Annotated in this window: 18 protein-coding genes; 2 read left to right on the forward strand and 16 right to left on the reverse strand. The window is 59.3% G+C overall.

The annotated features are described in order from the left end of the window. Positions 1 to 26 precede the first annotated feature (26 nt). Together FVQ81_11885 and FVQ81_11890 are read right to left on the reverse strand one after the other, a co-directional pair. The gene (locus tag FVQ81_11885; protein ID MBW7997245.1) at positions 27 to 1112 is read right to left on the reverse strand and encodes a glycosyltransferase family 9 protein; all 1086 of its coding nucleotides are present in this window, start codon (positions 1110 to 1112) and stop codon (positions 27 to 29) included. A 34-nt stretch (positions 1113 to 1146) separates the two neighbouring features. Next, complete coding sequence (locus FVQ81_11890) at positions 1147 to 2793, reverse strand: bifunctional response regulator/alkaline phosphatase family protein (protein ID MBW7997246.1); 1647 nt, start codon at positions 2791 to 2793, stop codon at positions 1147 to 1149. A gap of 49 nt (positions 2794 to 2842) precedes the next feature. Here FVQ81_11890 and FVQ81_11895 point away from each other — a divergent pair, with 49 nt between their 5' ends. Then, entirely contained in the window at positions 2843 to 3916 is a 1074-nt protein-coding gene (locus tag FVQ81_11895; protein ID MBW7997247.1) for a glycosyltransferase family 9 protein, read from the forward strand. A 15-nt stretch (positions 3917 to 3931) separates the two neighbouring features. Here the strand turns inward: FVQ81_11895 and FVQ81_11900 are convergent, their stop codons facing one another. The 14 genes from FVQ81_11900 to FVQ81_11965 all read right to left on the reverse strand — a co-directional run bounded on the left by FVQ81_11900 (position 3932) and on the right by FVQ81_11965 (position 23282). Beyond that, entirely contained in the window at positions 3932 to 4690 is a 759-nt protein-coding gene (locus FVQ81_11900) for a hypothetical protein (GenBank protein ID MBW7997248.1), read from the reverse strand. Positions 4691 to 4717: 27 nt separating this feature from the next. Then, entirely contained in the window at positions 4718 to 5677 is a 960-nt protein-coding gene (locus tag FVQ81_11905; protein ID MBW7997249.1) for an alpha/beta hydrolase, read from the reverse strand. 151 nt (positions 5678 to 5828) lie between these two features. Then, complete coding sequence (locus FVQ81_11910) at positions 5829 to 6899, reverse strand: mannose-6-phosphate isomerase (protein MBW7997250.1); 1071 nt, start codon at positions 6897 to 6899, stop codon at positions 5829 to 5831. 57 nt (positions 6900 to 6956) lie between these two features. Next, the gene (locus FVQ81_11915; protein MBW7997251.1) at positions 6957 to 7580 is read right to left on the reverse strand and encodes a YihA family ribosome biogenesis GTP-binding protein; all 624 of its coding nucleotides are present in this window, start codon (positions 7578 to 7580) and stop codon (positions 6957 to 6959) included. 55 nt (positions 7581 to 7635) lie between these two features. Then, positions 7636 to 10077 carry an endopeptidase La gene (gene lon, locus FVQ81_11920; GenBank protein MBW7997252.1) on the reverse strand — a complete coding sequence of 814 codons (2442 nt, stop codon included), beginning with the start codon at positions 10075 to 10077 and terminating at the stop codon, positions 7636 to 7638. Between the two features lie 139 nt (positions 10078 to 10216). Beyond that, positions 10217 to 11125, reverse strand: coding sequence for an MCE family protein (locus FVQ81_11925; protein ID MBW7997253.1), 909 nt, complete (start codon positions 11123 to 11125; stop codon positions 10217 to 10219). 31 nt (positions 11126 to 11156) lie between these two features. After that, positions 11157 to 11963, reverse strand: coding sequence for an ABC transporter ATP-binding protein (locus FVQ81_11930; GenBank protein ID MBW7997254.1), 807 nt, complete (start codon positions 11961 to 11963; stop codon positions 11157 to 11159). A gap of 9 nt (positions 11964 to 11972) precedes the next feature. Next, complete coding sequence (locus FVQ81_11935) at positions 11973 to 12800, reverse strand: ABC transporter permease (GenBank protein ID MBW7997255.1); 828 nt, start codon at positions 12798 to 12800, stop codon at positions 11973 to 11975. A gap of 60 nt (positions 12801 to 12860) precedes the next feature. Then, positions 12861 to 13193 (reverse strand): STAS domain-containing protein, encoded by a 333-nt coding sequence (locus tag FVQ81_11940; protein ID MBW7997256.1) that lies wholly within the window; start codon positions 13191 to 13193, stop codon positions 12861 to 12863. Then, positions 13177 to 13644, reverse strand: coding sequence for an ATP-binding protein (locus FVQ81_11945; GenBank protein ID MBW7997257.1), 468 nt, complete (start codon positions 13642 to 13644; stop codon positions 13177 to 13179). The genes FVQ81_11940 and FVQ81_11945 overlap by 17 nt, the downstream gene beginning before the upstream one ends. A 3-nt stretch (positions 13645 to 13647) precedes the next feature. Next, complete coding sequence (locus FVQ81_11950; GenBank protein ID MBW7997258.1) at positions 13648 to 14979, reverse strand: SpoIIE family protein phosphatase; 1332 nt, start codon at positions 14977 to 14979, stop codon at positions 13648 to 13650. 124 nt (positions 14980 to 15103) lie between these two features. After that, positions 15104 to 16477: a sigma-54-dependent Fis family transcriptional regulator gene (locus FVQ81_11955; GenBank protein ID MBW7997259.1), complete on the reverse strand. Its 1374-nt coding sequence runs from the start codon at positions 16475 to 16477 to the stop codon at positions 15104 to 15106. Beyond that, entirely contained in the window at positions 16474 to 16887 is a 414-nt protein-coding gene (locus FVQ81_11960) for a helix-hairpin-helix domain-containing protein (protein MBW7997260.1), read from the reverse strand. Before FVQ81_11960 ends, FVQ81_11955 begins: the two co-directional genes overlap by 4 nt. Before the next feature lie 77 nt (positions 16888 to 16964). Then, on the reverse strand, positions 16965 to 23282 hold the full coding sequence (locus FVQ81_11965; protein ID MBW7997261.1) for a hypothetical protein: 6318 nt from the start codon (positions 23280 to 23282) through the stop codon (positions 16965 to 16967). A 581-nt stretch (positions 23283 to 23863) separates the two neighbouring features. Here FVQ81_11965 and FVQ81_11970 point away from each other — a divergent pair. After that, a partial coding sequence (locus FVQ81_11970) for an LptF/LptG family permease (GenBank protein MBW7997262.1) occupies positions 23864 to 24245 on the forward strand: 382 nt, incomplete at its 3' end.

Here is a 24245-nt window from a genome sequence, read left to right on the forward strand (position 1 = left end):
GGCGGCTTCGGTCGCCGGACAGCTATTTATCGAGATGGTTTCCCGGCCACATCGCCGGCCGGGGCGCGGCCCAGGTCGATCATCTCCCGGCAGGCCGAAAATACCATCTCCACGCTGACGCCTTTCATGCACTGGAAATGGCCCAGCGGGCAGGCCTGCGGTCCGTGGTCGCTGCAGGGGCGGCATTCGAGTCCTTTCAACTCCACCACCCGGCAGCGCTCGGAATCCGGGGCGAACCCGAGACCGGGCACCGTGCTGCCGAAAATCGCCACGGTGGGGATATCGAACGCCCAGGCGACATGCATCGGGGCGCTGTCTCCGGTGATCACCAGGTCGGCCTTGCGCACCAGGGCGCATAGTTCGCGAAGGTCGGTCATGCCCACCATGTCCAGCACCGACGAGCCGCAGGAATCCAGCACTTTTTGCGCCTGCTCGCGGTCGGTGGTGGTGCCGACCATGATCACCCGCGCGCCGAGCTGCGAGGTAAGCTCATCGATCAGCCTGCCGTAGCTCTCGGCCAGCCAGCGCTTGGTGCCCCACACCGAGCCGGGAGCAACCAGCACCACCGGACCGTCGCCGCGCGGGAGGTCGATTCCCAGGATGCCGAAGACGTGGTTGGCCTCTTCGCCGGTTACCGGGAGCATGGGTCTGGTGGGGACCAGCGATGGGTTGACGCCGAAGGGCGCCAGCAGGCCGATATTGCGCAGGGTCTCGTGGACCTCGCGGGGACGCTCCACCCGGCTGGTGTAAAGTCCCGGCAGGGCGCTCTGGGCGAATCCGATCCGCTCGGGGATACCGGCCAGGCGCAGCAGGAACGCTGTTCGCGCGCTGCGATGGACCGAGAATGCGAGGTCGAACCGCTCATTACGCAACTGCAGCGCAGTGCGCAGCAGCCCGCGGATACCCTTGTCCCGGCTGTGCTTGTCGTAGACTATCAGGCGGTCCAGGTAGGAAAGGCCGGCCAGCAGACGTACCCCGCTGGGCGTGGTGCAGAAAGCGATATACGCGCCGGGGAAACGGTTGTAGACTGCGCGCACCAACGGTGTGGTCAGGATAATGTCGCCAGGGAAGGCCGTGTTGTAGATCAGGATCTTAGCGTAACGCTTGCGCACTCTATGCTCAACCTTTGCCGGCTATCTCGCCCGCTCACTTGGGAATCATGGTCGCCACCGGCAGAATCATTTCCTCCGGGCTGACTCCGCCGTGAAGGAAACTGCCGTAGTAGCGGCTCTGGTACTCGCGCAGCTTTGTGGGATAGACAAAGTAGGTATCCTCGACCGCGAATAGGTAATGCACGTTCATGCCCAGGTAGGGCAACTGCGCCCGGCGGGCGTCGCGGACCAGGAACGAGAGCTGTCCCTTCTCGCTGCTGATATTATCGCCGAACTTGTAACGCAGGTTGGTGGAGGCGTCCCGCTTGGCGAACACGGTCACCGGCCGGGTGCAGTGGACGGAACCGTGGTCGGAGGTCAGCAGCACCGGCACGCCCTGACGGGCGGCCTCCTGGAGGACTCCCAGCAGGCTGGAGTGGCGGAACCAGCTCAGCACAAGGTCGCGGTAGGCCTGCTCGTTGGGCGCGATTTCCAGCAGGATTTCGCTCTCGGAGCGTCCGTGAGTCAGGATGTCGATAAAGTTGACCACCAGGGCGGTCAGCCCGCGCTGCAACAGTGAGGGGATCTTTTTCACCAGGCGCTGGCCCTCTTCTTTGGTGAACACTTTCTCGTAGCGCAGCTGCCCCTCGATTTTGATTCCCAGCCTGTCGAGCTGGGCGGTGAGCAGCTCTTTCTCGTACAGGTTCAGACTCCCCTCGTCGTCGCTGCCAACCTGCCAGTACTGGGGGAACATCTCGATAATCTGCCCCGGATACAGGCCGCTGAAGATGGCGTTGCGCGCATAGGGCGTGGCGGTCGGCAGGATCGAGAAATAGGTGCTCTGGCTGATATCGTAGAACTCCTCGACAAGCGGGGCCAACTGGTGCCACTGGTCCATCCGCATGCAGTCGACCACGATAAACAGCACGGACTCGTAGTCCTCGAGCAGGGGCGAGAGGAACTGGTCGACCACGTCCACGCTCAGCAGGGGACGTTCGCCGCTGGGCTTGTCCAGCCAGTTCAGGTAGTCGCCGATCACGTAGTTGGAGAAATCGGACCGCCACTGGCGCTTGAGCCCCTGGAGCAGTCCGGCCAGGCTTTCCTCGCCGGTTTCGGCCAGACGGCTCTCCCAGTCGATCATCTCTCCGTAGGTCTCGGCCCACTCTTCCCAGGTAAACAGTTCGCTGCGCTTATCCTCCAGCTCGCGGAATCGGCTGACAAACTCCTGGGCCGTGCGCTGGTGCCTGATCCGGCTGCCCTCCAGCAGGCGCTTGCAGACCATCAGCACCTGGTTGGGATTGACCGGCTTGACGATATAGTCTTCCACGCGGCGGCCGATCGCCTGGTCCATCAGGTCCTCTTCCTCGCTCTTGGTCACCATCACGATCGGCACGCTGGCGTCCACCTTGCGCAGCTCGCCCACGGTCTCGATCCCGCGTTTGCCGGGCATCTGCTCATCGAGCAGCACCAGGTCCACCGGCGAGATGCGCATCATCTCCACCGCGTCCTCGCCGTTGGTGGCCGTCTCGACCAGGTAGCCTTTCTGCTGCAGGAAAATGATCTGGCTCTTCAATAACTCGATTTCGTCGTCGACCCACAGTATCTTACGGGATATTTCGTTTGACATGGAATTCTTCCATCGGCTGGATTTTTTAGTGCGGCGCGGGATGTTCCCGGCCACCGCTTTGTTAATGTTTCTCATCTCCCCCTCAGGGGTAAATCTATGTTAGGTACAAAGGCCCGCTAAGTCAATGGAGCAGGACAGAAAAACAGGCTCCGGGGGCTTGCCCGCATCCGGAGTACAAAACCCGCTGGTGCTGGTGGTCCGGTTCAGCTCGATCGGCGATGTGCTGCTGACCACGCCGGTGCTGCGTGCGATCAAGACCCGCTGGCCGGGGGCGCACGTCGCGTTTCTGACCAAGGAACGGTTCGCAGCGATGATCGAGGGCAACCCGCACGTGGACGAGTTAATCCGCGTGTCCGACTCCGCCGATACGGCCGAGATGCGCGCCGTAGCCCGCAGGCTGATCGCGCGGCCGTGGCACCTGGTCGCCGACCTGCACGGCTCGATCCGCAGCCGGCTGGTCTGCCGCTCGGTGGGCGCAGCCCACACTGTGCGCTACTCCAACCACCGGCTCAAACGGAGCCTGCTGATCTACGGCCGGCTCGATCTCTACGGCCCCGAGCCGCCAAGTGTGCCTGAGCGCTACGCCGCCTGCCTCGAGAAATTCGGTGTGGAGCTGGATGACAAACCCTGCGAGCTGCACCTGGGCGATAATGACCGCGCGGAGGCCGCCGGGCTGATCGATCAGAAGTGGGACTCCGGGATGAAATACATCGCGGTGGCCCCCGGCGCGGCCTGGCCGATCAAGCGCTGGCCGGTTGAGCGGTTCGCGGAAGCCGCCCAAAAGATAAGCCGGCAAAAGGAGTGGAAAATCGTGCTCCTCGGCGGGCCGGGGGACAGTGGCACATGTGCCGAAGTAGCGGCAAGGTTGCCTGATCGGCAAAAAATCCTGGACCTGAGCGGGAAACTCTCCCTGCGCGGCGCGGCGGCGGCTGTTGAGCGCGCGGAGTTTTTGCTGACCAACGACACCGGGCTGATGCACGTGGCGACCGCGGTGGGCACGCCGCTGACAGCGGTTTTCGGCCCGACAGTGAAGCAGTTTGGTTATTTCCCCTACCGGCCGGCCAACGCGAAAGTGGTGGAGGCGGAGCTGTGGTGCCGGCCCTGCACGCACAACGGCCGGGCCAAATGCCCGCTGGGGCATTTTAAGTGCATGCGGGAGGTGGGGGTTGAGGGGGGAGTGGAGGGGGTGGTGGGGTGAAATGTAAATGAGGAATTATTTTTTGTCTGAAGCAACTAAAAAGAATGGAACTGTGAAGTCTTCAAATAATCCATATTTAAAATCTTTTATTTCGATCATAGAATATTCGCAGTGATGTATCTCCAAAGTTATCCTGAACAATCTGTCAAAACATTGATAGATATCCCCGAGTGTGTCCAATAATTCATCGTGAAATAATTCCATCGCTTTTTGACACTCTTCAAAACAGTCAAAATCCTTTGCTCCGTAGACTTTTGTAATATAAAATCCTCTTATGACGTCCATCATTTTTATCCTAGCCAACCCCCAATTACTACCTAAAAAGAATTTGTATTCATCTAGTTCAAAATCCGATAAAAACTTTTGTGTGTCATCCCAATCATGGTGTGCTGCGAGTTTATTTCTGATTTTTTTTAGAGTTGATCCTTTAGTATCTTTACTTAGAATTCTTGACAGTATTTCCCTGTCCTCAACGGAGAAATATTCTTCTACTCTATCCTTTAGGCTTATATCATTTCGACAAGCTTTTTTTATCGTTCTAATAAATTCAAACGCTTTTCCAGCCGCCATGATAAGTAAAGATAGATTTTGATCGTTGCTAAGTTGCTGATTTAACTCATCCTGTTGAGGATTCCCTAAGAAGCAAATTATCTTATGCAAAGTATTTAAATCATTCACAAAACAACCCAACTGAGTTAGTATGACCCTTTCATTCAATGGGATTTTTTGAAATTGTTTGGTTTCTATACAAATAGAAAATAATTGAAGATTCATATCCTTAATTTCTCCATGAAATTATGATCACTTCCCCAGCGTCCTTTTAAACCACTCGATCTCCATCTTCCTTATTTCCTCGCGGCTGGGTGAGACCACCGCGTCTTTCGGATTTGGCGGGTAGCCGTGGTCCGCGTTTTTCACCCGGATAAACTCGCTCTCCACGCCCGCTTTTTGCAGGGCCTCGTACAGATACTCCGACTGCTCGATAATCACGATCCCGTCGTGCTCGCCGTGGATAATCAGCATCGGCGGGTCAGCGGGGTCCAGGTAAGTTATCGGGTTGGCCTGGGCAACCAGCTCGGGCACCAGTGTCACCTGACGGCCCAGCCACAGGGACTCGGGCGAGTCGGGAGTCAGGTGCCGCATCCGGCCCGGGGCGTCCTCCATGCGCAGGAAATCGACGGGGCCGTAGTGGTCCACCACCGACTGGACGCTGCTGGAGTACTCGAGGTGCCCCTCGTGTCCCTCCAGCCACGGGTCGCCGCCGGAGGTGCCGAGCAGGGCCACCAGGTGCCCGCCGGCGGACTCGCCGACAATCCCGATCCGCGCCGGGTCGATCCCGTATTTTTCTGCGTTGGCCCGCACCCAGCGGATCGCCCGTTTGCAGTCGTAGACCCCGGCGGGAAACCGGGCCACGCCGGAGAGCCGGTAGTTGATACTCACGCCCACGAACCCCTCCCGGGCGAAGCCCAGCGCCCGGTTTGCCGACTTGCGGCCGTTGCGCCACGCGCCGCCGTGGATATGGACAATCGCGGGAGCAAGCGAGTCAGAGTCGTTACTGTAGGCGATATCCAGTTTCAGTTCGTAGCCGTCGGCGTTACCGAACACGATATCGCGCTCGAGCGTGATCCCGTCGATTTCCTCGAACGAGGCGGCGAACCCCCCAGCGGCGCATACCATCAGCGCAACAAGCAGATGAACGGCGGGGTGGAATCTGCGCAGGATAGTCATCGGATTGTCCTTTCTTTGATGGTACTGTAACATCTCCCGCCCCCGATTTGTCGAGCCCCCCCCTTTGCTAAGGGAGAATTGCTCTGTCCCTGTTTTGGGCCGCACGGCTGACGGAGTTTCGAGGTTTCACATCTCCCTTAACAAAGGGGGAAACAGGGGGTTGTTCTGTTACCAGAGCCAAAAGCTAACGGAAAATCAGTTTTTCGATCTCGTCCATTTTCTCGCCCCGGCGCAGCAGCGGCTCGATAAACCGTTTGTGGGTCGGGTCGATCCAGGCCATTACCACTTTGCAGGAGCGCTGCGGGGTGAGCGTGGCGCCGGACGGCTCGGCGGGCACCAGCACGGTGTCGCCCTTGATTGCGGCTACCTCCTCCTCGCCGTCCTCGCCGGTCACGTTCATCGCGCCCTCGACCACGGTCAGCACGGCGAAAGACCGCCCGCCGGTGTCGAGACGGAAGGTGCTCTCCAGTTCGAGGATGGCGGCGCTGAAATACCGGCAGCTTACCATGTGGGTGATCCGGTTGCCGCCTTCGTGGTAGCTGATCCCGGTAATCTTGTCCGGGCTGCGATAGTCGAAATCGATGACGTCCATGCCCTTGTCGATATGCAGCGGCCGCGGGACACCGTCGGCGCCGACCCGGCCCCAGTCGTTGAGACGGTAAGTCATGTCGGAGTTCTGCTCGATTTCGAGGATCACCGTGTTCTCGCAGATTGCATGGACAACGCCGGTGGGCATGAAAATGAAATCGCCGGAAGACACCTTAAAACGGCGCACCATCGTTTCCAGCCCCTGGCTTGTTTCCAGGGCGCGGCGGAAAGCCTCCGGCTCCACTGTGGGCTGAAGGCCCCTGATCAGTTCCGCGCCTGGATCGGCGTGGACCACGTACCAGCATTCTGTTTTGCCGTTTTCACCGTCGTGCTCGTGGGCGTAGTTGTCGGCCGGGTGGACCTGCACGGAGAGCAGCCGGCGGGCGTCGATAAACTTGGTCAGCAGCGGGAAAGTCTCGCCGGGGCCGGGCGCGCGGCCGGCGAGCTCCAGCGGGCGGTCATCGTAGATCTGCTTGAGTCTCACGCCCCGCAGCGGCCCGTTGAGCGGATGGGTGATATCGTCGCGATAAACCGACAGCTCCCAGCTTTCGCCGATCAGCCCGTCGGGGAGGTCCTTGTTCAGCAAGTCCTGCATCGCTCTGCCGCCCCAGATTTTATCCTTGAAGATCGGGGCGAGTTTCATCGGGTACAGTGGATTATCGCTCATTTTCCCTTTCCGGATCACGGATTGTATAAACCCTTGCGGGCGACGCGTGCGTCGCCCCTACGTCTGGTCTAAAACATCCCCACAGATTAAGGCAAACACGTTTTCCAGCAGTTCCTCCACGCCCTGGCCGGACTGCGAGGAGGTCGGCAGGATTTGTTCGCGGGCAACCGCTCCGCCCAGGGAGCGGACCAGCTTATCGACAGCTTGGTTCTGCCTGGCGCGTTTGAGCTTGTCGGCCTTGGTCAGCGCAATCATCAGCGGCAGCCCTTTTTCGGCCAGCGAGAGCAGCATCGCCCGGTCGATGTCGGTCAGGTCGCGACGGATATCGAGCAGGCAGACCACGCCGCGCAGGGCCTCGTTACCGGCCATGTAACGCTTCACCATCAGCTCCCAGCGCTGTTTGACCTCCACCGGCAGCTTGGCGAAACCGTAGCCCGGCAGGTCGACAATGTAGAACTGCCCGTTGATTTTAAACAGGTGGATCTTTCTGGTTTTGCCGGGAGTGGAACTGATGGGAGCCAGTTTGCGGCGGCCGAGCATACGGTTGATCAGGCTGGATTTGCCCACGTTACTGCGGCCGGTGAACGCAACCTGGGGCAGGTCAGCCGGCGGCACGGTGTCTCGCGGGCCGAAAGTTCCCGCCGGCTCGATGGAGGTGATTCTGGCGGTTTCTCCTGTCATTGCCTGCTTCCATCGAAACGGCGGGAGTTAACGGGTTAGCCCGGGAACGAGTGGCTCAGTGCCTGATCCCGTCCGGCTGCTGGCTGTCAGCGCCGGCGGAGGCGGTGAGTTTCCTGCCCGCGCCGGGCGACGGCAGAGCCGCGGTCAGAGCTATTTCCAGAACCTCGTCGACCGTGTCCACAAACTCTATCTCGATCTTGCTCTTGACTTCCCTGGGCAGTTCATCAAGGTCCTTGCGGTTGCGCAGCGGCCAGATCACTTTTTTGACGCCCGCCCGCAGGGCCGCGACTGTTTTCTCGTTAAGCCCGCCGACCGGCAGCACCCGGCCGCGCAGGGTTATCTCGCCGGTCATCGCCACGTTGCGTTTGACCGGGATGCCTGTCAGGGCGCTGACCACGGCCGTGGCGATCGCCACTCCGGCCGAGGGGCCGTCCTTGGGGGTTGCGCCCTCGGGCACGTGGATATGGAAATCGAGATTCTTATAGAAATCAGCCTCGAGGCCGAACTGCTCGTAGCGGCTGCGCACGAATGTCATCGCCGCCTCGGCCGACTCTTTCATCACATCGCCGAGCTTGCCGGTCAGCAGCAGACGGCCCTTGCCTTTGACCGGGGCCACCTCGATGTGCAGGATACTGCCGCCGGCTCCGGTCCAGGCCATCCCGTTGGCCAGGCCCACCCGCGATTTCTCCTCCAACTCGGTATCGAGAAAGCGGGGCGCGCCGAGGAACCTTTTCAGCGAACGCGAAGAGACTTTCACCGGCAGTTTCGGTTTGCCGCTGCCGGCAAGCTTACGGGCCACTTTGCGGAAGATCGCGCCGATCTCGCGCTCCAGGTTTCGTACTCCGGCCTCGCGGGTGTAGCTTTCGATCATCGTGGAGAGCGCGTTATCATTGAACTTCACCTTGCTCTTTCTAATCCCGTGCTGTTCGAGCTGCTTGGGCAGCAGGAAGCGCCGGGCGATTTCCATCTTCTCGTTGTGCAGGTAGCCGGGCAGGCGGATAATCTCCATCCGGTCGCGCAGCGGCTCGGGGATATTCTGCTCGTAGTTGGCCGTGGTGATGAACATCACTTTCGACAGGTCGTAATCAACCTCGAGGTAATGATCCACGAACTGGTTGTTCTGCTCCGGGTCGAGCACTTCGAGCATGGCGCTCGACGGGTCGCCGCGGAAATCGCTGGAGAGCTTGTCGATCTCGTCGATCAGCAGCACGGGATTGACCACTCCGGCCCGTTTCATCGCCTGGACAATCTTGCCCGGCATGGCGCCGATATAGGTCCGGCGGTGGCCGCGAATCTCGGCCTCGTCGCGCACTCCGCCGACAGAGATCCGCACCAGTTTACGTCCCAGCGCCCGCGCGACACTCTTGCCCAGCGAAGTCTTGCCCACCCCGGGAGGCCCGACGAAGCAGAGGATCGGTCCCTTGAGTTCGCCAACCAGCTTGCTGACCGCGATAAATTCTATAATGCGTTCTTTGGGTTTTTCGAGGCCGAAATGATCCTCGTCCAGAATCCTGGCTACTTTCTCCACGCCGAGCTTGTCGCCGGTGGATTCATTCCACGGCAGGCTGATCATCCAGTCGAGATAGTTGCGCACCACCGTGGCCTCGGGGCTCATCATGCTCATCCGCGCGAGTTTTGCAATTTCCTTTTCGACCTTGTTACGGACTTCCTCGGGGAGTCCTTTTTTCCGCACCTGTTCGCGGAGTTCCTCGATTTCGTCGTACTCGTCATCGTCCTGGCCCAGCTCGCGATGGATCGCCTTGAGCTGTTCCTGGAGGTAGAACTCACGCTGGTTCTTGTAGATCTGGCGCTTGACGTCGTCGTCGATCTTGCGCTCCAGCCGCAGGATTTCCATCTCGGCGTTGAGGTACTGGCACAGCAGCTCGAAATGGCGGATCAGCGAATCGGCGGCCAGCAGGCGCTGTTTTTCGGTCATGCCCACCAGCAGGTGGCCGGCGACAATGTAGCCCAGCCGGATAGTGGAATCCACGTTCTGGATCGAGACCATCAGCTCGTCGGGCAGACGGGGATTGAGCTTTACATACTCCTCGAACAGGGTCAGCGCCTTGCGGCTGAGCGCCTCGAGCTGTTTGGTCTCCGGCGCGTGGAACGGATGGATCTCGAACCTGGCGCGCAGGTAGTCCTTGCCGGGGATGAACCGCCGGATATCGACAGGTTCCAGGCCTTCGGTAAGGATTTTAAGGGTCCCGTCCGGCAGGCGCATGGTCTGCAGGATCTTGGCCATCACCCCGACACGGTAGAGATCGCCGCCGCCGGGGTTTTCCTGGTCGCCGTCCTTCTGGGCCGTCAGCACGATCAGCCGGTCGCCCAGCATGGCGGTTTCGATTCCGGCCACGGAACTGGGCCGTCCCACCATCAGCGGAGTGACCATGTAGGGAAACACGACCACATCGCGCAGCGGCAGCACCGGCAGCACGTCGGGTGTGTGTAATACTTCTCCGTCCTTGACGAATGTCAGCTTATGTTTTTCGACCATGGGTGAAGTTCGCCTCTGGATTGTTATCAAGTGAAAGGCCGCAAACATTGCGGCCAAAATATGTAACGTTGATGGAACAATTTCCCGTTCGCCGCCCCTGATCAGAATATACACCCGGCTGTCAACAACGTTCAAAATCCTACTTGAGCCCTCTCTCCTTACGCGGAAACGAGCGGATCAGCAGGAACGGATTGTCCTTGATCTGGTCGGTCATGATTTTCAGATTTTCGCTGGTATGCTCCATGTCCGAGAGGATACCGTTCAGGCTGGAAGCGTTGTTGTTGATTATCGACTCGACTCCGGAAACGGTGGTATCTATTCCGGCCAGAGTTATCGTGGCCTGCCGGATAGTTTCGCGGGTGTCGAGCATCACCTTGCGCACCAGCGAATCGCTGCCGGCCAGCATCATGTTGGCGCTATTAATCAGGGTGTCCAGGGCGATCACGGACTGCCGGGCGTCGTCGAGCAGGGCGCCCAGGTCGCTCGACGCGTTATAGATCGCGTCGTTGACCCCGGCGATTATCGAGTCGATCCGGGCCAGGTTCTGCGGGTTGAGCAGCAGGTTGACCCGGTGCAGGATAACTTTAAGCGTATCGCCCACGTTGCTCATCTGCTCCATCACCCCGTCTATGGTCGTCAGGTCCTTGCTCTGGATCATGTCGCCGGGTTTGAGCAGCGGCGCCGGAGCCGGCTGCGGGTCGAGTTCCAGGTGATGTTCGCTGGTGATCGAGACGAAACTGAGGTAAGCGACCGTGTTGCTCTTGATATTGAGTCCTTTCCGGACCGCGATAGTCAGCTCGATACTGGCATTGTCGGTTTCCAGGAAGTCCACCTGGACAATCTTGCCCACGGCCATGCCGCCCACCCGCACCTGCGAGCCGATTTCCAGCCCGCCGATATAGTCGAGCCGTACGCTGTAGATATCCATTTCCGACCAGAATTTCGATCCTGTGACAGATACGAGAAAACCGGCGAAGATTATCAGGGAGATGAAAATCCAGATACCGGCCTTGATCTCGGCGTTTCTGTAACGTGCTTTCCGGTTCATTTGGAGTTTCCGCAGTCTATTGTTAAGGGCCTCAGGATTCGCTGGTCAGTGCGCGGGCGTAACGCCCGATCTCGTCATCGTCGTACTGCTCCGGCCGCCGCTCGACAAACTGGCGGACACGGGGGTGTTCGTTTTTCCTGAAATCGCCCGGGGGGCCGGTGAAGATCACTCCGCCCTTGTAGAGCATCACCACCCGGTCGGCAATCTTGTACATCGACTCCATCTCGTGGGTCACGACCACGATAGTCATTTTAAGCGCTTTTTTGAGCTTGATTATCAACTCGTCGAGCCCGGCGGCGACAATGGGGTCGAGTCCGGCCGAGGGCTCGTCGCAGAACAGGATCTCCGGGTCCATCGAGATCGCCCTGGCGAACGCGGCGCGCTTTTTCATTCCGCCCGAAAGCTCGCTGGGCATGTAGTTGTCGAACCCCGTCAGCCCGACCATGTCCAGCTTGATCTTGGTCATGATCTGGATAGTGGATTCCTCGAGCTTGGTATGTTCGCGCAGCGGCAGGGCAACGTTGTCGCCGATGGTGAGCGAATTGAACAGGGCCGAACTCTGGAACACCACTCCCACCTTGCGCAGCAGGTTGGACATCTCGCCCTCGTTCAACAGGGTGATATCCTGACCCTTGATCAGGATCTGTCCGCCCTCCGGTTTGCGCAGGCCGATAATATGGCGCAGCAGCGTACTTTTGCCGCATCCCGATCCGCCGAGGATAACCGTTGTCTGGCCGCGGTGGACCTGCATGCTGACATCCTTGAGCACCTGGTGGCTGCCGAAGGACACCTGGAGATTTTTTACCTCGATCACATTTTCCGCGGCGGCGGCGCTCATTGCAATTCCTTACCAGAGAACGTAGAACAGCGCGGTGAAAAACGCATCTGCCAGGACAATCAGGAAAATACTCACCACCACGCTCATCGTCGTATTGCGGCCGACCCCCTCGGCGCCGCCCTTGACCTTGAAACCCATGTAGCAGCCGGTAAGTCCCACCAGCAGGGCGAATACAACGCTCTTGATCAGCCCGGCGATCAGGTCCTTGAACACCAGGGCAAAAATGGTCCGGGTTACGTAGCGGGTAAAGCTCAGGTCCAGGCTGAAGACGGCCATGAACACGCCGCCGCTGATACCGACCAGGTCGCTGATAATCGTCAGGCAGGGCAACATCACCACCAGGGCCAGCAGCTTGGGCACGACCAGGAACTTGACCGGGTTGAAGCCCATCGACTGGAGCGCCTCGATTTCCTCGCCCACTTTCATCGTGCCGATCTCGGCGGCGATCCCGCTTCCCGAACGGCCGGCCACGATTATCGCGGTCATCAGCGGGCCGAGCTCGCGGGTCTGGGCCACGGCCACCAGGTCGGCGGTGAAGATGGTGGCCCCGAACTGCTCGAGCTGGTATGCGCTCTGCATGGCCAGGATCAGGCCGATCGAGAAGGAGATCAACATTACAATCGGGATTGCATTGACCCCGACCTTCACCATCTCCTGGAAAGTGTTGCCCACCCGCAGGCCCCTACCCATCACCGGCGCGGCGAATGTCCAGTAGATACTGTCGAGCACGAGACGGTAGAGGAAAAACAACTGCTCGATCATCCCCGAGCCGCGACGGCCCAGCGATCCGAAAAAAGAAGTGAGCAGTCCCTGTTTGTCAGATGCGGCGTTTCCCATCTGCCTTTATTTTTCCACAAGCAATAGTTAAGAGTTGTGCGTCATGGTTTTGAACTTTTATCAGGACTCCGCCAGGGCTTTTTCGGTGTTCTCGTACACGTCGAACACCTTGTCCAGCCGGGCCAGCTCGAATACCTCGCGTACTCCCTCCTTGAGCGAGGCGATCCGGAATGAGCCGTCGTAGCGGGCGGTGAGCTGCAGGCCCTCCACCAGGGTTGCCACGCCGCTGGAATCCATGTAATCGACTCCATCGAGATCGATAACGAGCGGGTCGGCTTTTTTTTTGGCCAGCTTGGCGATTGCCTTGCGCAGATCGGGGCTGGTGTAGAGATCGACATCCCCGCTGACGGAAATTACAACTTCCTTGCCCTTGGATTTAGTGTTTAGCTGCAACTTTTTTCCCTCCTTTGGGCGAGAGGTGCTTCACCAGTTTGAGCACGGTGCCGAACCTGTTGCTGGATTTATACTGTACGCGGTCCATGACAGAATGAATCAGCATCACTCCCAGGCCTCCCGGCCTGACCGGGCCCTGCTCCTCCAGTTCCTTCTGCCTCGCCTCCAGGCATTCGCGGAGTTTTTCCACATCGATCTCATCCCCGAAGTCCCTGATCAGGATTTCGATCCGGTCCTTGAACATGCGGATACGGATTACGATATCCCCTTCCAAGCAGCCGCCGTAGCAGTGGCGGATAATGTTCGTGCAGCCCTCATCGACCGCCAGCATGATCGAATTGGCTTCGCGCTCGCTGAAGCCCACCATCTCGCAGGCCTGCCCAATAGTGCGCCGCACGAGCTGCATCATCTTGGGATGACCGGGTATCCGGATGTCGAGGCATTCCTTCATTGACTACCGCCACCTGATTGCCATGATCGTAATATCGTCGAACTGGCTTTCGTCTCCGGCGTGGTTAGTCACCGCTTCCACGAGTTGAGTGACAAGGTCGTGGGGCGTTTGCCAATTGCCACGCACATACTTTTCGATATTTTCCAGCTTAAATTTTTCGCCTTTGGAATTTTTCGCATCCAGCATGCCGTCGGAAAACAGCAGCAGCGTATCACCGCGGCGAAGGGAATGTTCCGCCTCGCTGAACACGGCGTCGCGCTTGATGCCGAGTGGAATACCCTCGCTGCCGTCGAGTTTGGTCAGGCGGTCGCCCTTGCGCTGATAGAGGATGGGCGGGATATGGCCGCCGTTGACGTAGCGCAGTTCGCCGTGATGAACGTCGAGGATCAGGTAGATCATCGTCACGAACATCCCCTGCTGGCTGCGTTCGGAGAGCATCTGGTTCAGGATCGTCATTGTCGGCTGGGGGTCCTCGGCCTGGTGGGCCTCGAACCGGAAGTCGCTGATCAGCCGGGCCATGTAGATCGCGGCGGGCACGCCCTTGCCGCTCACATCGCCGATCGTGATCCCGTACATGCCCGGACGCAGTTCGATACAATCGTAGAAATCGCCGCCGACCATGCTGGCGGGCAGGTTGATCGCCGAGATTTCGAACTGTTCGTTATCCAGCGAAAAGCTGCGCGGCAGAAACCCCTGCTGGATTGTGCTGGCCATCTCGAGTTGCTGCTGGATCCGCTGGTTATTCAGCAGCTGGGTGTGCATCTGCGCGTTCTGGACCGCCACCGCCACGCCCCGGCAGAAAGTCTCGAACATTTTCAGGTCTTTTTCGGTGAACGGCTTGCCGTCCTGGCGGTTGACCACCTCCGCGACACCCAGCAGATTGTCGCGGGAAATCAGCGGGCAGGCCAGGATCGAGCGGGTAACAAAGCCCGTGGACTTGTCGGTGCCGTCGTAGAAGCGATCGTCTTTTGTAACGTCAGGCACCACGACCGATTCGCGGTGCTCGGCGACCCAGCCGGCGATACCCTGCCCCAGCTTGAGCGTGAAGGATTGCTCCAGCAGGCTGCCGACCTCGCCCAAGGCCACCCTGCACTTCAGGACACCCTTCTCCTTGTTGAGCAGCATGAGCGAGCTCGCCTCGGAAAGCATCACGCCCTGGCTGATTTCGAGTACGCGACGGATAAGCTCGTTGATATCGAACGTTGAGGCGAGGATAACGCTCATATCGATCAGGCTGGAAAAGAAAGTAGCCTGCGTATTCAGGTTGTGTATCTCGTGCTTCAGCACGTCGATAGTTCTCTGCATTTCCTGCTGGTCCATTTCCGCCCCCTTCATAGCCCAATTTTCCACAATTGTACCCCAGCTTTATTGATAAATCAAGGTTTAAGCATCAGTTAAAACTGATTGCAACGGTGCGTAAAATAGTAAAAATTGATTTTTAGATAGACAGGCGAACGGGTTAAAGCAGTCCAAATTTGGCGGCACGGTAGATAAAAGTATCGCGGGAGAGGGACAACAGCCTGGCGGCCCTGCTTTGGTTGCCGCCGGCGCGTTCGAGGGCCTGGCGAAGGATCGATTTTTCGTGCTCGGCCCAGTCCAGGCCGTCGGCGGGGATGATAAACGTGCCGGCGGGCTGCGGATCCTGTTCGCTGACTGCGAGCGGGCTGAGCTGGATGTCGGCTGCGCTCAGCGATCCCCCCTCGGCAAAGAGCATCGCGCGCTCGATCACGTTGCGCAGTTCCCGGACATTGCCCGGCCACTGGTGGGCGAGCAGCTTGATTTCCGCCTCGAAAGTCAGCTCGGTGATCGACTTGTTGAACTGCTGGTTGAAATCGTGGATGAACTTTTCGGCGATCAGCAGCACGTCGCGTCCCAGGCTCCTGAGGGGAGGCAGGATGCAGTTGACCACGTTGATCCTGAAAAAGAGGTCCTGACGGAACTCGCCCTGGCTGACCAGTTGGTCTATGTTGCGGTTGGTGGCGGCAATCAGGCGGGTATCGACTTCGCGTTCGGTCACATCGCCCAGCCGGCGCAGGCGTTTGCTTTCGATGAAACTCAACAGTTTGGCCTGCAATTCCAGCGGCAGTTCGGCGATTTCGTCCAGAAGCAGCGTTCCGCCGACGGCTTCTTCGATAATGCCTCTTTTATCGGCGCTCGCCCCGGTGAAAGCTCCCTTGCGGTAACCAAACAGTTCGCTCTCGAGCAGGTTCGCCGGAACAGCGGCGCAGTTGAGTTCGACAAACGGGCCGCTGGCCAGCGGGCTGTTGTAGTGGATTATCCGGGCTGCCAGGTTTTTACCCGTACCGCTTTCTCCGCGAAGCAGGACGCAGGTAGTGGCCGCCGCCGCCGCCACCTTGAGCAGAATCTCCCGCGTGGAGACCATCTCGTGATGGCTGCCCATCAGCGTTTCCGGGCTGTAACGGCCCTTGTGGCGACGGTTGAGCATCTCCATCCGCCGGCGCAGACTGGTGAGTTCGAGTACAGTATCCACGGCCAGGCGGAGTTTCTCGAAACTGAACGGTTTGGTGATATAGTCGCTGGCGCCTTTTTTCAAAGCCTCGACCGCGGTTTCGATACTCCCGTGGGCGGTCATCATCACCACCGGCACCGAGGCGTTCAGCTTGCGGACCTCTTCCAGCAGCGATATCCCGTCCATCTGCGGCATCATCAGGTCCACCAGCAGGATGTCGGGCATGCCCTGGGATTTCAACTCGTCCAGCGCATCCAGCGGGGAGGTATGGCAGCGCAGTGAGTAGCGGTCGGAGCTGAAAATTTCGCTCAGCAGGTCGATCGACGTCTGGTCGTCCTCGACTATGAACAGTGTGGGTTTCATCGCCCGGTTCCGTGGATGGTGCCGTCTGTCTGGTTAAAAGTAACTCTGTCCGCCAGTCCGGCGGCTGTCGCCGGACCGATTCCGCGCACCCGGCGGGTCAGCTGGTCGAGATTCGCGTAAGCGCCCCTCCGCCGTCTCTCCTCGAGTATGCGGCGGGCCAGCTCGGGGCCGATCCCGGTCAGGCGCTGAAGTTCTTCGGTCCCGGCAGTGTTGACATCCACCGGGGCCTCCAGCGCCGCGCGGATACTGTCTGCCGCCCGGACAACCGCCGAGTCGGCCGTGATGGGCGCAAACGGAAGCGGATTGTCCATCTGCCGGCCGGCGAGATAGTACCTTATCCCCCAGCCGGCCGCCGCCAGCACGCACAGCAGCAGGGAGGCTCTGATCTGGTTGGTGGTGAAATAGCGCACCGCAATCTCCGCCGGAGGAGAAACCCGGCCGCAAAGTACATGTTAAGTGTAACCCGAACCCTGTCCGCAGCGCAATATCAGAAATCGAGTCGGATGCTCATTTTCATCGTGATCGTAATCCTGGTGGTGCCGCTCTTGCGGTCCTTGTGCGAGCTGTAGCTGGCCGACAGGTTGCCGATCACCTGGCTGAAATCATAACCCAGCGTGGGCGTGATCGTAATATCCTCGGTGTCACGGTTGATCAGGATTTCGGTGACCTCGCCGGTATTCTTGTCAATTACTTCGGTGAAATTTCGTGAGACTCTGCGCCGCAGGTCAATCGAGGTGCGCACATTGCTCTTGAGCTTGAAGCGCCTGAGGATCGGGAAATTAATCCCGTTGGGCGCGCTGAAACTGTAGGTAAGGTTGAAATTGTCGTCGTTGCTGACCGTTATCTGGCGACGGTCCTGTTCGGCAAGGATGTCGGTTTTGATGGACGCGGTTCTCTGGTAGCGCGTCCTCACGCTGCCTGTCTTGCCCAGGTTAGCGGTGACCCTGTATTTGGGGTTCCACTGCTCCTCGCGGGATTCCGAATCGATCCCCAACGGGTTTTTGGGCCTTATTTTGACGCTGTTGCCGCGGAAACTCTTGCGCAACTGGTAGCCGCTGGCCAGGCTGACCTGGTTGAACACGCCCCTGATAAAATACGGCAGCCAGATGTTGGAATAGTCGAATGAAAGCTCGGGGCCGCTGCTTCGGGTAATCTGGTACCCGTTGAGCGTATGGCTGTTGCTTCCCTGTTCGGAGTAGTTGAAATTAAACCGGGTGCCGAACAGGTGCATGCCGGCCCCGTAGGTGTGGTTGAAGTTCCAGGTCAGCGAGGTGAACAGGGCCGTGTCGACCACTGTCGAGTCGCCCTCGGAAAATGTCCGCAGACGCTCGTCGATAGTCAGGTCCTCCAGCCCGATCTGGTACATGAAGCCGGGGTTGCGCGGCATCCGCTCCCAGCGGTCGGTTCGCTGGAAGCTGGACTGGAAAATCAGCGGGTCGAAACTGTCCAGGACGTGATTGACCGGCCTGAACAGGTACTTGCCGATAAAGCTCCCCGGCTCCTGGCCCTTGCCCTGCTGCCCCCGTCCCCGGCGACGGTAAGCCGCTCCCGAACTGCCTTCCTGCCCGCCGTTCTTCTGCTCCACTTTCCTGTCCGGGTCCCGGAACTTGATTCCGGCCAGGGACTGACGGAACTGCGGGATTGAGAAGCGGAGGCTAAACTGCTGCTGCTGACGGGTATCGAATTTCCGGTAGTCGGTGTCCTCCGGGAAACTCCTGACATACTGCGGACTGTGGTCGTTATTGTATCCGGCAGTGTAGCGATACTGGGGCACGAGCCAGGGCAGCGACTTGGGAGAAAGCTGCAACCGGACGTTCTGCCTCCGTTCAATTTCGTTGCCGTAGCCGAAGCCGAGGACCTTGCTGGCGCGGGCGGTTTCCTTGAGGTTGCGCGTGACCTCAAGGTCGTAGCTGACCTGGGCCGTCTGGAACGGCCTGTAGTTGACATCCACGTTGTTATTCATGGTGAACAGCGAATCCAGCCGGAAATTACGCGACACCTGATCATAGCGCTGGTTTTCGCGGTAGCTCATAGAACTGCCGAGCTCGATATCGTCCGGCATATAACGGAACCTGGCGTTGGCCAGGCCCTTGGTCAGCGTGTTGTACTTGAGGAAATAGGGAAGCGGAATTTTTTCAAGCACGCCGAACACCCTGGCCGGAAAAACGGGCACATCGGCCTCGCGCGGGAGAGTGGTCCGGTAACGCAGACGGCCGCTGGAGTTGACGCTGGAACTCAGGCTGCGGGGCGCGATATTGCGCGTACTGGTATAGCTCATCGTCCCGTTGAGGTTGTTGAGCAGCATCCTGCTCAACAGTGTTTCGCCCCGGCTCTTGCTGTAGCTGGCGCTGAAACTTTTGGAACTCACCTCCGTCTTGTTCTGCTCCATGCTTTCGGGAAGCTTTATCGTCACGTCCTCGCTGCCGGGATGGAACCGCGGCAGGCTGCGCCTGAAAGTTTTGCGCACGTTGACCGGAATCCGGACGCCCCAGGATGCCGGCATGAGCCGGTCGATGTTGATCGAGCCGCCGAGAGTGTAGTTGAACTGGCTGTTGGTGGGGAGACTCTCGTTCAGGTTGCGGAACTTGTTGTCCCTGGCCCCGACACTGAAATTGAACCGGCCCAGATCGGAGAGCAGGGCTTCCACCTGGAGTCTGGAATTGATACCCAGCTCGCGGATCACGTTGGTCAGCAGGACATCGTCCACCCAGACAGTACCCGAGAGCGGAATATCGCTCGACTCGTTGGCCACGCCCAGGGACATGATCGAGATCTTGGTCAGCGACGGGTTGCCCTTGATCCGGAACGGCCCGCGCTTGACGTCGAGATCGAACTGCTGGATCTGCGCCAGGCTCAACGCCGACTGCAGGCTGTCTTTGAGTGTCAGCCACCCGTCGAACGGCACCGTGACCCCGGTCCAGCCGGTATCGACCGGCATCGAATATTCGTAGTAGTTCTCCCTGTCGGTGCCGAGGCGGATAAAAAATGTCGGCTTGGGCGCGTACGGTCCCTGGCGGCCGTTGACGAAAAAGGTCATCGAGGCGTAATCGAGGTAGCTCTGCTGGTTGTTTTCGGCCTTGAGCGACCAGCCCTCGTAGCCGCGCTGGAGGTCGTTGAAATTAAGCGCCACCGCGGCTTCCTGCGCCGTAAAATCCTCCTCGCGGCCGCTGCGGTTGAACTTGTTCAGCGTGGCGCTGATCGCGGGCGGCGGGTAGTACTCGTTGTTCAGGATGGTGTTGACACTCACCAGCTCCAAGCTGCCGTGGTAGCCGGCGGCGCTGAGCCTGCTGCGCTGCTCCTCCGGCAGGGAGGACTCGCCCTCGGGCCACAGGGTGTCCGAGTAGGTGGTGTCGACAAACGTTTCGGACAGCCGCGGGACCACTCCCTCGTCGCTGCGCTTGAACCGGTTGCCCACGAAACTGATGTTGGCGAAATTGACCGTGTCCGGCTGGTCGAAATCGTAGAACGTCAGCCGCACATGGAGGATTTTGCTCAGCGAGGGGCTGTTGACTTTTTCGTAGAAGTCCTCGAAGCGGGTGCCCTCGCGGGGCAGGGGAATCTCCAGCAGGTACCAGTCGTCCTCGCCCAGTTGGTTCACGTAAACGTCGCGGATGCGGCCACCGTTATCGTCATAGATATATTCAACGTGGTCCTTGACTACATCGCGTTCGTTCTGCGGGATGAATACTCCATCCGGCGGGATAATCTCCAGCTTCTCCAGGTCGAGCTTGACACGGAACACCCGTTCGGTCTGGTCCAGGGCGCCGTTGCTGTTCAGGTCCTCGGTGTCGAAATTCTCACCGATCTGGCCCTTGTTGTTGCCCTCGGTGCGGTTCAGCCCCAGGGCGTCGGGGATCAAAAATAGTTGATCGTAAGGCGGTCGATAGAAGTCGTCGTTGCCGTCGTCGCCATCCACATTCTGCCCGTCGGCCCCCGCCACCCCGTCCAGGCCGGTATCCTCGCCGATATCCAGGCGGCCGTCGAAGTTCCTGTCCTCGGTGTCCAGGCGGTTGACGCCCACCAGCTGGTCATTGCGGTCGAAGCGGACCTGGTCCTCGTTCACCTGGCCGAAATCGATTATCAGCTTGCCCTGGTCGCGCCCGGTGGCGATATAGACCTGGAGCACTTCCCGTTCATCCATGCCCAGGATACCGGTCCGGCTGACCACCTGGACGAACGAGCGCCAGCTCTGCCGCCGGTCGAACACGTTGTCGCCCCTGGGGTTGAACACCGCGCTCATAACGTCCACCGGCAACTGGCGGTGCCGCTCGGACCGGCCCTCGATTTCACCATAGACATCCTGCTCGTAAAATCCGTAATTAGTCTGGCTGACAAAATAGGGGTCGAACCAGAACAGCCCGCCGGCCCGCTCGGGTTCGAAGCCGGTATCCTTGGGCACGCTGCTCAGTTTCCAGCTCTGGTAGATCATGTTCAGCCGCGGGTTCTCGATCTTGGCGGTCTCGAAATCCTCGATCAGCACGCCGCCGCGGGTGTTGGGGTTGGGGCTGGAGATCGCCACGCCGCCGACGATATTGAAGCGGCTGGGGGTGCGGCTTTCCAGATTGGGCAGCCAGTTGAGCCACTCGGTCACTTTTTCGCTGTCGAACTCGAACTTGCCGCCGAATTCGCCCAGCAGGCTGGTCTTCGGCTCATCGCCCAGGCGGACGAACGTCCGGTCCACGCTCTCCACGCTCTGGTAGAACAGGGTGCTGGTCAGGTAGTTCCGCCGGTTGGGATCGAACCCGTACTCGTTGTGGAAACCGAACAGGCTGGTGCTCCCGGTCTGGAACAGCGGCACTTCCTCGAAATCCACCTTGACTTCGCTGTTGGGCGGGATATCCACCGACGGGTTGAGCGTGAGCTGGCCGAACTGGTAGTCGATCGAGTAGTCCGTGCCCTTGCGCAGCAGGCGGTCGTTGACATAGATCCGCTCGCTGTTCTCGATTATCTGCATCGCGCCGAGCTCGAAGGTGCGGGCCTGGGAACCCTCGGCGCGGCTGTAACGCAGCACCATCTGGTATTTCTGGTGCAAAAGGGTGTTGAGCCGGCTGGGGTCGTCCTCGGTATACATCCGCTGGTTGCGCTCGTTCAGCCCGAAAAGGTCTTGGTTTTCGTTATAGGGCCGGTTGAACGGCTCCAGGGACGGGAAGAAAATCAGGCCGCGCATGAAATCGACATAGATCCGGTCGATTCTGGTGTCGCCGTCGTTGTCCAGGCCGAAAATCTCGAGAAACGTCAGCTTGCCCTCAGCGCCGCTCTCATCGTAACGCGGCGGCGTTTCGTTAGTGAAAATATCGATGTCGAACGCGGTGGCGCTGATCGACCCGCCGCCGCCGAAGGTATAGACGTTGCGCAGCATGCGCGGCCAGACAGGGTTCTGGCTGGTCATGATCTCGCTCTTGATCATCATCATGTGCAGCGTGTCGTCGACGATCATGCCCACCGAGTCTCCGGCGGTTTCGAAGATCACGCCGATCTTTTCCTGGTCGTTGACCCAACTGAAACTGATCACGATCCCGCACTCTTCGAGAATGTAGTCCCTGTTGAGCTCCATCTCGTTGAAAAACCCGAACTCATCGTTGGGGTCGGGGTTGAGCGGATAGCCGGCCCGGTCGTCCATGTAGTCCTGCACGTTGATGTGGGCGATACCGGGACGGGCCTGGTAGAAACCCTGGTTGTTGTTGCGCGCATTGCCGTCGTCCTTGAACACCCGGATGTTTCTCGGCTTGTCGGAGGCGTTATGCAGCGGGGCGCCGCCGCGGTCGAGGAACTTGATGTGCTTGGTTTTAATCGCGCTGGTGTCCACGAGCAGGAAGTGGCGGTTGCGGCTGAAATTGACGTCCCAGAGGTGCAGGCTGTCGGTGGCCTCGGCCTGTCCGCTGACCGGGATGCGGATATTTTTCTGGCTGCTCTCGCCCTCTTCCTGGCTGGCGATAAAGGTGGTGGTCAGCGCACCGAGGCGGGTCTCGCCCTTGATCCCGAAGTTTCCGCGCGGGATACTCGCCGCCACCAGCATCGACGGGGGCAGGCTCAGGTTCACGTCACCCAGTTCTATGCTCTGCAGGATCTCGTCCTGCTCGCCCCGGTAGCGGACCTCGATCCGGTTGCGGTTCTCGAACTGGTTCTGGCTGTTGTAGTCCACGAAGATGTTGATTTTGGTCCCGATTGTCCCCTCGATATTGATCTGCTGGCGCTGTTCGAGCTTCAGGCGCGGAAACTTGCTCTGCTGGCGGAACAGGGACTGGTCCTCGGGGATCTGGAAGGTGGTGGTGCCGCTGACCTCGGTGACGCTGCTGCCGTGGATCCGCAGCGATCCCGTACCCTCGCCGATAATCGAGGCCAGGCTCTTGGGCATGAAGTCCGGCAGGTTGATCTCGGGCATCAGGCCCCTGTCCTGGGCAATCCTGGCGTCGGCTGCCCCGCTCACGTAATCGGAGCTGATCGCGTTGAACAGGCTGTCCTCGCGCTCGTCGGTGAGTCTCTTCAGATACTCCAGCACCGACCAGTATTCCGCCTCCAGCACCAGCTCGCCGCTCTGGGTCGGCAGGGTGATAGTCTCCACCACCACGCCGGATTCGATATCGTACTCAACCGAGCTTTTGACGGTTGTTTTGACAGTCAGCAAGGGCTTGTAGGGCTTGAACCCCAGGGAATTGAGCACTCCCCTGCCCGGTCCCAGCGGAATCTTGATCGCCAGCGAATCGGCCGCCCGGGCCATGCCGGAGGCCAGAGTGCACAGCATGCCGGCCAGCAGGAATGCCCGCAGGATGGTCGAGAAATTTTCTCTGTTGCCGGAACGGCGCAAGTCAACTCCGGTAAGCAGGGGAAACGGTAAAATCGAACCTGTAATTATGGAACTTCAAGCGGGGGGACACTACATTACTGTTGAGCAGCATGCTTTTACCGTTCGTTTGCCTCAGGCGGCATTTCGCGCGGCTGGTTTCACCCGGTGGCCGGCCGGGTGCGACCGGTCAACCTCACCCCCAATTTGATCCGAAATATCCGTTTAACCAACGATTGCGAATGACGGATAAAGTGCAACTCCTCCAGCGGTCTGGATCAGGCTAAAACACTTGATATAAAATAATAGGGGTCGTATCATTGCATTGGCCGCTGCCAGCCAACTGGTTTAAGGCCAATAGATTTCAATCAATAATAGTAACAATCGGGGCCGTGTTTGCAAAGCTTTTTCTCGCCCTTTGCACGAGCCATTTCACTCACGGCCTTTGATAGCTGTCGCCCCTGGCCGGCTTGCGGAGGGCAGCGATGAAGATTGCTGCCACAACCGGACGAACGGGTTTGCCCCGGCTGGATGGGGGGCCGGATCCGTTTTGTTGCTGATGGCCGGAGCGGGATGCGGCCGGACAACGGACACTGCCGGATAAGATGAAAACAATTCACTGCTACATACTACGGGAGCTGGCCGGCCCGCTTATCGTGTCGCTGATGCTGCTTACATTCATTCTTTTTATGCGGCACTTCGTGTTTTTGTTCCCTAAAATAGCCGGAAAAAATCTTGGCTGGCCGGTAGTGACGGAGATAGTCGTGCTCAGCCTGCCGTTTATTATCGCCCTGGTGCTGCCGATGGCGGTGCTGGTGGCGGTGATCATGTCGTTCGGCAGGTTCAGCGCGGACAACGAGGTTACCGCACTCAAGGCGCTCGGAATTCCCGCCCACCGCCTGATGCTCTCCCCGATGGCGGCCGCGTGCGTGCTGATGCTGGGGGCGATCTGGTTCAACGACCAGGTGGTGCCCGAAACCAACCACC

Source organism: Candidatus Glassbacteria bacterium, assembly GCA_019456185.1.
GTDB lineage: Bacteria > Gemmatimonadota > Glassbacteria > GWA2-58-10 > GWA2-58-10 > JAJRTS01.

What these genes read in the sequence shown, in the direction of transcription:
- FVQ81_11955 (MBW7997259.1), bottom strand. Translation starts at nt 16,477, where the DNA reads ATGAAACCCACACTGTTCATAGTCGAGGACGACCAGACGTCGATCGAC.
- FVQ81_11915 (MBW7997251.1), bottom strand. Translation starts at nt 7,580, where the DNA reads ATGACAGGAGAAACCGCCAGAATCACCTCCATCGAGCCGGCGGGAACT.
- FVQ81_11945 (MBW7997257.1), bottom strand. Translation starts at nt 13,644, where the DNA reads ATGAAGGAATGCCTCGACATCCGGATACCCGGTCATCCCAAGATGATG.
- FVQ81_11925 (MBW7997253.1), bottom strand. Translation starts at nt 11,125, where the DNA reads ATGAACCGGAAAGCACGTTACAGAAACGCCGAGATCAAGGCCGGTATC.
- FVQ81_11935 (MBW7997255.1), bottom strand. Translation starts at nt 12,800, where the DNA reads ATGGGAAACGCCGCATCTGACAAACAGGGACTGCTCACTTCTTTTTTC.
- FVQ81_11950 (MBW7997258.1), bottom strand. Translation starts at nt 14,979, where the DNA reads ATGAAGGGGGCGGAAATGGACCAGCAGGAAATGCAGAGAACTATCGAC.
- FVQ81_11890 (MBW7997246.1), bottom strand. Translation starts at nt 2,793, where the DNA reads ATGAGAAACATTAACAAAGCGGTGGCCGGGAACATCCCGCGCCGCACT.
- FVQ81_11900 (MBW7997248.1), bottom strand. Translation starts at nt 4,690, where the DNA reads ATGAATCTTCAATTATTTTCTATTTGTATAGAAACCAAACAATTTCAA.
- FVQ81_11910 (MBW7997250.1), bottom strand. Translation starts at nt 6,899, where the DNA reads ATGAGCGATAATCCACTGTACCCGATGAAACTCGCCCCGATCTTCAAG.
- FVQ81_11895 (MBW7997247.1), top strand. Translation starts at nt 2,843, where the DNA reads ATGGAGCAGGACAGAAAAACAGGCTCCGGGGGCTTGCCCGCATCCGGA.
- FVQ81_11905 (MBW7997249.1), bottom strand. Translation starts at nt 5,677, where the DNA reads ATGTTACAGTACCATCAAAGAAAGGACAATCCGATGACTATCCTGCGC.
- FVQ81_11930 (MBW7997254.1), bottom strand. Translation starts at nt 11,963, where the DNA reads ATGAGCGCCGCCGCCGCGGAAAATGTGATCGAGGTAAAAAATCTCCAG.
- lon (MBW7997252.1), bottom strand. Translation starts at nt 10,077, where the DNA reads ATGGTCGAAAAACATAAGCTGACATTCGTCAAGGACGGAGAAGTATTA.